The 12,464-nt window shown below is 47.0% G+C and carries 6 protein-coding genes; 1 reads left to right on the top strand and 5 read right to left on the bottom strand.

From position 1 onward, the window contains the following. Positions 1-2 precede the first annotated feature (2 nt). Positions 3-1,058, bottom strand: coding sequence for a dTDP-glucose 4,6-dehydratase (rfbB, locus tag J2Z34_RS10745; RefSeq protein ID WP_209459869.1), 1,056 nt, complete (start codon positions 1,056-1,058; stop codon positions 3-5). Positions 1,059-1,268: 210 nt separating this feature from the next. On the opposite strand from rfbB, the gene J2Z34_RS10740 reads away from it, so the two are divergent. Next, positions 1,269-2,276, top strand: coding sequence for an LCP family protein (locus tag J2Z34_RS10740; RefSeq protein ID WP_209459868.1), 1,008 nt, complete (start codon positions 1,269-1,271; stop codon positions 2,274-2,276). Positions 2,277-2,363: 87 nt separating this feature from the next. Here J2Z34_RS10740 and J2Z34_RS10735 read toward each other — a convergent pair whose 3' ends face one another. The 4 genes from J2Z34_RS10735 to J2Z34_RS10720 form a co-directional block, all read right to left on the bottom strand. Next, a complete protein-coding gene (locus J2Z34_RS10735; protein ID WP_209459867.1) occupies positions 2,364-4,844 on the bottom strand; it encodes an SH3 domain-containing protein in 2,481 nt (826 codons plus the stop codon). Positions 4,845-4,878: 34 nt separating this feature from the next. After that, entirely contained in the window at positions 4,879-6,366 is a 1,488-nt protein-coding gene (locus tag J2Z34_RS10730) for an SH3 domain-containing protein (RefSeq protein ID WP_209459866.1), read from the bottom strand. Between the two features lie 43 nt (positions 6,367-6,409). Then, positions 6,410-9,322 (bottom strand): SH3 domain-containing protein, encoded by a 2,913-nt coding sequence (locus J2Z34_RS10725; RefSeq protein WP_209459865.1) that lies wholly within the window; start codon positions 9,320-9,322, stop codon positions 6,410-6,412. Between the two features lie 165 nt (positions 9,323-9,487). Further along, positions 9,488-11,917, bottom strand: a complete 2,430-nt coding sequence (locus J2Z34_RS10720; RefSeq protein WP_209459864.1) for an ATP-dependent DNA helicase — start codon at positions 11,915-11,917, stop codon at positions 9,488-9,490. Positions 11,918-12,464: the final 547 nt, after the last annotated feature.

Genomic DNA, 12,464 nt, shown 5'->3' with positions numbered 1-12,464 from the left:
GCCTACCTCCCGGAATACATCCTGTCATAATATTCCTGATATGAACCGCTTGTTATGTGCTCCATCCAGTCCTTGTTGTCCAGGTACCACTGTATGGTCAGCTTTATGCCGTCCTCGTACATTGTCTCAGGCTCCCAACCAAGCTCTTCCCTGATCTTTGTCGGGTCGATTCCGTATCTCCTGTCATGACCCTTCCTGTCCTCAACGTACTTGATGAGGTCCTCAGTAATGGTTTCATCCACATTCTCATTGAGGTATGCGATTATCGTCTTTACTATGTGGATGTTGGTCCTCTCGTTGTGTCCGCCTACGTTGTAGACTTCTCCGAGCCTTCCGTTCCTTGCAACCATATCTATCGCCTTGCAGTGGTCCACAACATAAAGCCAGTCCCTGACGTTGAGTCCGTCGCCGTATACAGGCAGCGGCCTCTTGTTAAGGCAGTTGTTGATTATGAGAGGTATCAGTTTCTCAGGGAACTGATATGGTCCATAGTTGTTCGAACACCTTGTTATATTGACAGGCATCTTGAAGGTATCTGCATAGGCCTTGACCATCATGTCTGCTCCAGCCTTCGATGAGGAATATGGGCTGTGCGGATCGATTGGAGTAGTCTCCATGAAGAATCCGGTATCTCCAAGAGATCCATAGACCTCGTCAGTCGATACCTGAAGGAACTTCGCTCCTTCCTTCCAGACTCCATCCTTTTCCCATGCGCTCTTGGCTGCATTGAGAAGCGTCACCGTTCCGAGAACGTTTGTCGAGGCGAAAACCTCAGGCTCCTTTATGCTCCTGTCCACGTGGGATTCTGCAGCAAAATTAATGACATAGTCAAAATCATATTCGCCAAAAAGCCTGCCTACAAGCTCCTTGTCACAGATGTCACCCTGCACGAAGACATGGTTTTTGTTGCTTTCAACACTTTTTAGATTCTCAAGATTCCCTGCGTATGTCAGCTTATCGAGATTTACGATCTTCACATCATCGTATGTACTCAGCATATGGATCACAAAATTTGAGCCTATGAAACCGGCTCCTCCGGTCACAAGGTAAGTCTTCATATATACCTCCGCGTATTGCATGATTTTCCAAAAATAATAAATTACCACAATCATTATAATATAAACTTAAGACATTGTCACAGAGGCGTCAATCTTTAATGAGCAGTTAAGAATTGTGTAATTGAATTTTAACCTTTCTTTACAAAATGGTGGTAACATAATCGGTAGATGGAAATTTACGGTCCATCACCGGCAAAGGATGTGCATAACATGAACAAAGGAATTAAAGCAGCACTTATAGTTGTCCTCCTCGCCCTGTTTTCAGCGGGAGCGTATGGTGCGTGGTACGTCAACAACATCTACAAGAGTCTTGACGTGCAGACGATAAGTACTGAGAAGGAAGACCTTGGAATCACAGAAGAAGCTGAAGTGAAGATCAACATGTTCGAGAACTCGAAGGAAGTAATCAACATACTCCTCCTGGGCACAGACAAGAGGGAGCCTGATGAAAATTCACGTTCCGACTCCATGATGATTCTTTCAATAGATCCCGTGAATAACAATCTAAAGCTTTCATCACTCATGAGGGATACTTACGTAAAGATCAAGGGGTATGGCTCTGACAAGCTTGCCCATGCTTATGCATACGGCGGAGCTCCTCTTGCACTGAATACAGTTAACACCAACTTCGGAATGAACATTGAATATTATGCTGTCATAAACTATGGAGGCCTTATTAATGTAATTGATGCACTTGGCGGAGTGGAGATCGACATCAAGGACTATGAGATCGACATGGTCAACTCATACATAGGCGATGTCGCAAAGGTAGAGGACGTTCCATACAAGGAAATCGAGACAACCGGCCCTCAGACCCTCACTGGAGTACAGGCAGTAGGATATGCCAGAGTCAGATACGTAGGAGACGGGGACTTCGAAAGGACTGAAAGACAGCGTTCCGTCCTCACATCCATTTTCAACAAGTTCAAGGAAATAAACACCCAGGATATCCCCGGTGTCGCAGCTAAGCTTGCTCCTAACGTCGAAACCAACTTGTCCCTTTACAACATGGTAAGGATAGGGACAAGCGTCATAAACGCAGGCATGAAGAATGTCCTTCAGGCCAGGTTCCCCACCGACGACCATGGTTACGGGAAGCTGACCACCAAGTGGTTCTATTTCTATGAAAAGGCGGAGACCATCGAAGAGCTCCACGACTTCATATACGAAAATGAAATCCCGGAAAGCCAGAAGCCGGAAATCAAGAACGAAGATTAAAGCTGATAACTAACAAGACCGTGAGAAGCCATCAGGCCTCTCACGGTCTTTCTTTCAGTCAATATTCTTTTCCGGACCAAATAACTGTTACTGCTGAGGCAGCTCTTCCTTGAAGGTCGGAATCTCAAATTCGAACCTGGGCAGGTTAGGAATCTTTGCAAACTCCCTCTGGATTATCCTTGCCTGCTTATAGTGCCATGCAATGTCAGTTGAATACTGGTGCCAGAGTCCGTAGCCTTCAAACCTGTATCTCATGGTATACAGAGTGTTCTGCATGTAAGTAATATTGTTGATGTAGGATTCAGCCAGGAATTTGATACCGCCTGCTATGGCAAGGTCAGGAGTAGTCCATCCCTTGTCAAGGGCACGTTCTGATCCCCACAGGACAGCATTGCCGTCATAGGCTCCTATACCGAACATGTTGTAGACCATGACCGGCGGATCGACAGGTATTACCGGGCTGAAAAGATCATTGAATACAACATGCTTTTCCTTCACCAGGACCCCGTTAGCAAGAACGGATGTGCCGTTTCCGGTTTCCAGCAGAGCATGTGCTATTACATAAATTGGATTGATGTTGTTTTCTTTGCATGCATCCTTGAATACCTGGGCTTTCCCACTGAGGATCCCTTTGCCTGCGAGCATCTGCTCAAGGACGGCATTGTCCACCTCAATGTAGCTCAGCTTCATGAACATGTATTTTCCTATGTAGTCATTCATGAAGTTAGCAGGGTCCATATAGTATCTGATATCCTCAACCGTAGCAGCAATCCACTTTCCATCCACCTGCTTTATTGCCGCGCCCTTGGCAAGCTCAGCCTTGGCATAGTAGGTCAGAGTCTGTGGATACGCCTTTTCGATATAGAACTCGTTGCTTGCAAGTGTTATCGTCTCGCTCTTTAGCGTACCGTCCTTGCCGGTCATTACAAGCTTTATTGAATTATTGCCCTGCACCATGGCCTTCGTATCGAAGGTGAAAATGAAGCCGCTGTTTGAAGGGTCAGCATATGCGGCATAGGTCTCCATGCCGGTTCTTGCAAGTCCGATTACTGCGTTTCCAATTTTCGTCCCGTTCAGCTCCACCGATACCTGTGACACTCCGTCCACATTCAATGCAAACCCTTCGATAGTTGTTTTCTCTGTCCTTACAGCTGCGCCGCTCGTATGGCTGGTAACTGTAACAATCGGGCTTTCCTTGACCATGACAGTCGTATATGTGTTTTCCTTTATCGTATCATCCATACCTGCAGCACGAACTGTAACAGTATGGGTTCCGATGCTTACACCGGATTTTGGTATCGTAAATTCGAAGCCTGAATTGGCTCTGGATTCATAGGTTGTATACGCATTTTCAACATCAGGCCTTGAATACCTCGATGCGGTCCCTATCTGAACCCCGTCAAGAAGGATTCCTACATCCTTTATACCAGAATCATCAAGCGCCCAGCCTTTTATGACTATGTCCTGGTTGGCGTATGATTCATTGGGTGCTGCTTCAATAGTGAGCATCATTGGCAGGTCTGGCTTGACCACAGGAGCCTGCGGCTCTGACAGATAGGCAGCTGAAACGTAGCCTGTCCTTCCGCTATAGGTCACTTTGGCCCATCCTCCTGATACCGATGAAACAGGTATGCTTGTGCCTTTTGGTATGGTCACAAGGATAGAATATCCGGTTCCAGGTCCTGACCTCATGTTGAGGTTATATAGGGTTGTCCTGTTGTCCTCAGCAGGAGTAACAGGTTCAGGTGCAGGTGCAGGTGCTGTAGTCACGGGCTGTGTGAGATATGAGGTTGAGACATATCCTGTCCTTCCGCCATAGGTCACCTTAGCCCATCCGCCTGATACCGATGACACTGTCACACTTGAACCATTCGGAATGGTCATAAGTATTGAGTATCCAGTTCCGGGTCCTGACCTCATGTTGAGATTCGCTGTGGTCTTCCTTACATCGCCTGACGGTGATTCAGGAGCTGGTGTCGGCGCTGGCGCTGGAGCCGGCGCGGTTGCAGGTGCGGACAGATAGCTGGTCGAAACATATCCTGTCCTTCCACCATATGTTACCTTCGCCCATCCGCCTGATACTGATGCCACGCTGACACTCGCACCCTTCGGTATGGTAGTTAGTATCGAATAACCTGTTCCCGGTCCAGACCTCATATTCAGGTTTGCCGTGGTGACTCTTGTATCTCCCGCCTGCTCCGCAGGTGCAGGCGACGGTGCTGGGGCAGGTAAACTAGCCGTATCCGGTGAAAATGTCACATACAGGGTATTTGCTGAGATGTACAGCCCGTTTTCAAGCTTGTACATGTATCTTCCATCCACCTCATGCTTCTCGACAACCTTCATTGTTGTTCCCGCTGGGTACGTCCTTGATTTTGCACTCCAATTTGGAGAGCTGTATGCCCAAAGTGAAGCTGCCTTCACTGTAAGTGTGCCGGACTGTGTGTTTATGACGGCAGCCAAAGCCAATTCCCCGCCAGAGAGGCTGCCTACCCCGATGCTGGTCATTGTCACTGTCAGTGCAACTCCCGCCTTGACGAGTGCCATCCTTGTCTTTTTGCTTAACATCCTGTTCCTCCTCTCATGACTTGATATCCATACATTAAGGATTCAAAAGCCTTCTTGCGCCCATATATGTCGCAGTATAGTACTGAAGGTTTGAAATTACAACCATTTTGTTGGTGCTCGATGCATGTATGACCTGATTGTCTCCGGCATAGATGCCTACATGGTCTACATAGCCGTTAGATCCGAAGTATAAAAGGTCTCCAGGCTTCCTTTGTTCCTGAGTTACCGCAGTACCAGTCCTTGCCTGGTCCCTGGATATCCTTGGAAGTGATATCCCGAAATTCGCAAATACATATCGGGTGAATCCTGAGCAGTCAAAACCTGACTCAGGTGTATTTCCTGCCCAGACATAAGGAACTCCCAGGAATTTCTTTGCATACTCTACAATATCTTCGCCTGTTGCTGGCGCTTCACTTACAACAAGGTAAGCGGTGGCAACATATCCTGTGCTTCCACTGTAAGTAACCTTGGCCCATGTCCCTGAAATCGCTTCAACATTCAGCAATGTTCCAGAAGGTATGACTTTGATTATGGGGAATGACGTGCCTTCACCTGACCTCAGGTTAAGATTGGCAGTCGTAGACCTCCAGTCATCGCTTGCAGGAGCTTCAGGAACTTCTGTGACTGGATCAGTGACCGGCTCCGGTTCCGGAGCAGGTGCTGGTTCTGGTACCGGCACAGGGACAGCTGTTATCGGCTGAGTAAGGTATTGCGCTGCAACATACCCGGTTTTCCCCGAATATGTTACCTTCACCCATCCATTCGATTCAGCTTCAGCGGTTACGCTCGCATCCTTAGGAATTGTGACTATGATACCATATGCAGTCCCTGGTCCCGACCTCAAGTTCAGGTTGACTGTCGTCTTCCTCTCAAACGTTGAAATCTCTGGCGCAGGAACAGGTGCTGGCTCTGGTACGGGTTCCGGCTGCGGTGTCGGTACCGGAACTGGAGCCGGTGCTGGTGCTGCCTCGGTTTTAATCAGATATGCTGTCGAAACATAGCCTGACTTGCCGCTGTATGATACCTTGGCCCATCCTTCAGACTCTGACTCCACCTTAACGCTTGAGTCCTTTGGAATAGTAGTTATGATTGCGAATGTAGTACCGGGACCTGTCCTCATGTTCAGGTTCGCAGTTGTCTTCCTTGTATCTGCAGCAACTGGTGCAGGGGCCTCAGGAACAGGCTGTTCCACAGGCGCAGTCTGCGCCTTGGGCGCGAAAGTGACATAGGCTTCATTCGCGGTAATATAAAGTCCGCTGCTAAGCTTGTACATGTATCTTCCTTCAACGCTATGCTTTTCAGTTACTTCAAATACAGTACCTGATGCATATGTCCTGGTCCTTGCATTCCAGTCAGGAGCGCTGTATGTCCATATGGAAGATGCCTTAACCGTCAGTGTACCTGTATTTGTATTTATGACGTCAGCATATGTCCTGAAGCTGTAAGCTCCAACCGAACCGAACGAAATGGTGAGAGCGACTCCCGCCTTGATTAGTGCCATTCTGGTTTTTCTGCTTAACATTCCCTTCCTCCTCTCTGGTTGCATGAGACAAAATTTAATATTGCTACTGCCTCTCGAAATATGCCTTGATCTGCTGTGCAAGTCCAAAAGCGACAGCCTTCTGAAGCACAGGATCAGATATCTTCAATAAGTCCTCAGTGTTTGACATGTATCCTATCTCAGCAAGAACAGACCTCATCTCAGACTGCCTGAGCACTGCCAGAGTATGTCCTGAAATATCTATGTCGTAGCCGTTCCTTCTGTCCCTGAATCCTGCTGCAAGGAGTGTCTTCTTGAGGTACCCAGACACGTCAATGCTTTCGGCTATTGCTGAGTCTGAAATGGATACGGTCTTCTGTGACGGGTATATCAGGAACGCACCTGATGAAGTCGGTGATGAGTTGTAATCATGATGTATTGAAAAGAACAAGTCACCGTCCGCATCATTGGCTACCTTCGCCCTGACCGCCAGATCTATTAATACATCGTCTGTCCTTGTCAGAAGTGTCCTGTATCCAAGAGCCCTCACTGCTTCATCCAGTGCTTTGGCGAACTGAAGCACATATGTCTTCTCTGATACTCTTACCCCGTTCAGATATCCTGACGCTCCGGGATCGGTTCCACCATGCCCTGCATCGATTATGATCAAGGGAATCTTATCAACCGAAACAGAGTGTGTCAGTGACTTCGTTCTTCCATCGTTGAAGGTTATGTTTACAGTCACAATATTTGAACCTGGGAACAGGTTGTTCCTTCTGATAGTGTACTCAAATCCGCTCTTTGCGGAATTATAGTAGTCCGGATATTGCGATTCTATTTCCGGTCTCGCAATGCCTATTGCAGCTGTTCCTGTTGCCTTACCGTTCAAAAGAACCTTCACTGACTTTACTCCAGTGTCATCAAGAGCATAGCCCTTAACAAGGATGTCCTCATTGCCCATTTCTGATGCGATTGGAGATTCAAGTGCAGCAACAGCCTCAACAAACGGTTTGCTGAAATTTATACTGACCGAAGCCTGAGCCGATGTTCCATCATTGCCAATGGTTTTGACGGTAACCGTATTCTGACCTCTTGCAAACCTTGCCTTTGAAAGGGTAAGGCTGTAGCCACTCGTCTGAGCATTCAGATAGAACGGATACCTTGATGCGACATCCCCTCTGTCGAGACCTGTTTGTGCCATCCCGATTGATACTCCATTTACAAATATCTCCGCTGATTTTACTCCAGCGTTGTTAAGGACATATCCGGAAACCTCGACATCACCGTATGCTACAGTGCCAACCGGCTTTTCTATGACCGCCATCGGCATTGCATCGACCTCTGTGAACTGGAATGACTTCTCAATGCTTGTTCCGTCAGCAGACAATGCCTTGATGGCAATCGTGTGGGAACCTGCGCTGATGCTGTCCTTTCCAAGAGTGAATGTGTATCCCGGTTCCGTGGTAGCTGTATATGTCGGATATGCTGCGAGCACGTCAGGTCTTGCTTCTTTGACTGCTGCTCCCACATCTGTTCCATCGAGAATTATCCTTACCTCTGTAATTCCCTTGTCCGACAAAGCCCATCCTCGGATTGCAATGTCCTCATTGCTATATACTTCCCTGAAAGAAGTATCCACTGCAATTTTCGAGGGAAGAACCTCAGGTATTGGAGCTGCAGTCTGTACAAGATAGGCTGTTGAAACATAGCCTGTCTTGCTGCTGTAGCTTACTTTTGCCCAGGTACCTGAAATCTCCTCTACCCTCAGTTTAGTACCTGAAGGGACAGTGAGAATTATCGCGTAATTGGTTCCGGCTCCTGACCTCATATTCAGGTTTGCCGTTGTAGCTCTCCAGTCCTCTGCAACCGGAGCAGGCTCTGGTGTCGGTTCAGGTACAGGTGTTGGCGTTGGCTCCGGAACCGGAACTGGTGCTGGGGCTGCTGGAGCTGATGCGGACACCAGGTAGGCGGTTGAGACATAGCCTGTCTTGCCGCTGTAGCTTACCTTTGCCCATGTACCTGAAACAGCCTCCACCTTCAGCACTGAACTCTTTGGTATGGTCATAAGGATTGAATAGCTCGTCCCGGCTCCTGACCTCATGTTCAGGTTTGCTGTGGTCGACCTCCAGTCCTCTGTAACCGGCGCTGGTTCAGGTGTGGGAGTAGGCTCCGGAACTGGTGCTGGCGCTGGTGCCGGTGCCGGTGCTGGCGCAGCTGCGGACACCAGGTAAGCGGTTGAGACATAGCCTGTCCTTCCGCTGTAGCTTACCTTTGCCCATGTACCTGAGATTGATTCAATCCTAAGAGAAGTACCTTTGGGGATGGTAAGCAGAATGGAATAGCCTGTTCCGGCTCCTGACCTCATATTCAGGTTTACCGTCGTTGCTCTCCAGTCTTCTGCAGATGGCGCTGGGGTCACTGGCGCAGGTGCCGGCGCTGGCGCTGATGAAGACACAAGATATGCTGTTGAGACATAGCCTGTCCTTCCGCTGTAGCTTACCTTAGCCCATGTTCCTGATATTGATTCGATCCTGAGTGAAGTCCCTTTGGGAATGGTCGCAAGGATTGAGTATCCCGTACCTGGTCCCGACCTCATGTTGAGGTTTGCGGTTGTTGCCCTATAGTCACCTGTTTCAGGCACAGTTGCTACAGGGGCACTCTGAGCCTGATTCGGTGCGAACGACACATAGCTGGTGTTTGCGGTAATGAAAAGTCCGTTATCCAGCTTGTACATGTATCTTCCATCGACAATATGCTTTTCAGTGACACTCAGCACAGTCCCCTGGCTGTATGTCCTTGACCTTGCCGTCCAGCTTGCGCTTGAATACGCCCATACTGACGACGCCTTTACTGTAAGCTTCCCTGTGACCGTATCCACTACGGCAGCCTGTACTGTATATGTATCTATAATTTCAAGTGGTAGTCCGGCTGGCAAGAATGTGAGTGACAACGCCACTCCAGTCTTAATCAGCAGGTTCCTTGTTTTTTTACTTAGCATTCAATACCCTCACTAATTCCGCATGATGTAATAATTGTATAATACTATGGTATTATTTAATGTTATGTAAAGTCAATGAATTTTAACAAAATACCAACAATTCACAATTTAATCATTGAATTACCAATGTAATCAGTTTCTTTTGTGCATCAGTTTTAATTTTACTCAAAGAAGATCCTGGCGCTTCCATTCCGAAAGAGGAAGCCAATGTTCTGGCAGGAGCGATTTGAATGAATTCCAGGAATATCTCAGATCCATCAGCAATATAGTACCTTTATCCTCTTCGGTCCTTATTACCCTGCCACCAGCTTGAAGCACCCGGTTCATACCAGGATATATGTAAGCATATTCGTAGCCGAGCCCTTCCTTTTCAAAATAGTCCCTGATGAGGTCCCTCTCAAAGGAAACCTGAGGGTATCCTACCCCTACCACTGAGGCACCAATAAGTGCTTCTCCCTTCAGGTCAATTCCTTCGGCAAATACGCCGCCAAGCACCATGAAGGCTGTGTAGGATTTCTCCCTGCTGCTTCTGAAGCTTGCCATGACTATTTCCCTTTCGGCATCCTCCATCGATGGGGTCTGAAGAAAAGTATCGATTTTAGTCCCATACTTCTCACAGAATACCTCATAGACATTGTTCATGTATTTATATGAAGGAAAGAATGCCATATAGTTCCCCTTCTTCATCATTGCCATGGCATGGATATTGTCTGCTATGCTTTCAAAGCTGTTCTCCCTGGCGCTGAATCTTGTGTCTATCCGCCTGTCCAGGAATACCTGGAGATTTTCCTTCGGAAAAGGAGACTTAAGTGCCATCCTGTAATCTCCCTCTTCACCTCCAAGAACATCCATGTAATATTTCATGGGTGTTAAGGTAGCGGAAAATATTACTGAGGCCCTGGCCCGTTTAAAGATTTCAACGAGGATTTCGCCAGGATCCATGCAGAATATCCTGAACCTGACATCTCTCGGATCAGATTCAGTATAGGCAATATAGCCTTCCCTAAACATTGCACCGGCTGCCACAAAATTGTGTGCCTTGAAAAATAGGTCCAGTATCTTTTCCTTCTCTTCGAATTCCTCCGGATGATCCTTTTGGAATCCTTCGAACGCCGTTATGAACTTCTCAGCATGCTGCAAAAGCTCTTCAGGAACTGCATCTGAGGTTCTCCTCCCGCCAATGATCTCAAGTTCCTTGCGCTCAGCAATAAATATCTTGTTCATGTCATTGATTGACTTTTCAAGCTTCTTCGACTTTCCCTTCGCAGCCTTCTTTGCTTCCATGACTTCTGATTTCAGAATTGTCGAGCTGTACATCTCCCTTGACCTGTCTACCAGGTTGTGTGCTTCATCAACAAGGAACATATACTTTTCCCTGATATCCATGAAGAACCGTCTGAGGTATACCCTGGGGTCGAAGACGTAGTTGTAGTCGCAAATGATGAGATCCGAGAAGAGTGACATGTCAAGCGACATCTCAAATGGGCATACCATATGCTTTATTGCGTATTCTTCGAGCTTCTCCCTTGTAAAGGTCTCCTCATTTTGAAGCATCTCGAGCAGGCAGCTGTTTATCCTGTCCAGGTGACCCTTGGCAAAGGGACATTTTTCAGGTTCGCATTCAACCGTCTCATTGAGGCACGCCTTTTCTTTTCCAGTGAGGGTGAGTGTCCTTATTCGCGTCCCCTTTGTTTTCAGAACCTCCACAGTCTCCTCGGCTACTGTCTTGCCTGTCCCCTTTGAGGTAAGATAGAAAATCCTGTCCAGGTATCCCTCACCAAGTGCCTTAAGTGATGGGAAAAGTGTAGATACAGTCTTTCCTGTTCCAGTAGGTGCCTGGGCGAAAAGCTTCCTGCCTTCCTTTATTGTTCCATAAACAGCGACAGCAAGCTCACGCTGCCCCTCGCGGTAACGCTCGAATGGAAACTCAAGAGCTTTAAGGGATACATCCCTAAGCTCCTGCCATCTGAGCCTTTCCCTGATGAACCTCATATATCCAGTAATTACATCTTCCACAAATGACCTCAGCTCCTCAATTGTGCAGGACCTGTCGAAGGTCTTGTGGCCATTGTCATCCAGATTGCAGTAGGTAAGCTTCAGTTCAATGGCTTCCCCTTGTTTATCCTCGAGATACATGAAGCCATAAAACATGACCTGAGCCCAGTGCATAAGGCTTCCATCCTCTATATCCTCAAGGGGAACATATGTGGATTTTATCTCTTCTATATACTTGTCGTGTATCAGACCATCTGCCCTTCCATCAACTGTAAAAAGGCATCCGTCGATTTCCCTGGTATGCTTCAGATAATATTCCTTTATATATGAGCCGTCCTCATCAAGCCTCATCTTCTGATGTGCTACATGGGCTCTGGTTCCCTCTTCCAGCCGTGCCGGACTGGAAGCTGCGGATTTGGAGGATATGTCTCCATGCCTCAGGACAAACTCAATCAAATTTCTAACAGATATCTTAACCTCAGTCATGGTGCACCTCGAATACAGTACTTCTCTTATTATAGACGAAAGTGACCTCTTAATGGCAATGATGACAAAAGTTTCAAAAACCTGAATATAGTATATGGACCTCAAATTATCCATAGCTTCAGATATATTCACTGCCATGCTATAATTTTCTTAAAAAGCGGAGGTTATCTTGCAGATAAACATAGATGAGAATACCATCGCAGAAATGAAGAAACGACAAAGAAGTGAACGCAGCGTCTTCAGGATAGAGATGTCTGGATTCGGCTGAGATCTTCCGAGTATCGAAATAGTTCAGGGTGAACTATCAAATAATGACGAGGTCTACGAGCAGGACGGTATTAAAATCGTTACTGACAAGGAATTTGCGTTCCTTTTCCAAAATATCAGGATTAAATTCATCAAGTCATTTTTCGGTTCAAGATTTGCAATTACAAGGTAATGATCTTAAGCCTAATGCCGATGCTGATATTTTGGCCAGGTATTACTGACAAGGAATATAAACACACATACTGTACTTTAGTTATGAAGCTGCTCACTCCTGGGTTACTCATGAAGAATCCTCCCCCTGTCAACGGTCTTTGACTATGTCACCCCAAAAGTGACTTAACTGTGCTGTGATTATGTCAGGGTTATCTTGTAAAAAACAGTGAATTGGTTTTAT

Source organism: Youngiibacter multivorans (assembly GCF_017873395.1).
GTDB classification, from domain to species: domain Bacteria; phylum Bacillota; class Clostridia; order Clostridiales; family Clostridiaceae; genus Youngiibacter; species Youngiibacter multivorans.
This window is presented reverse-complemented; position numbering and strand designations above follow the sequence as displayed.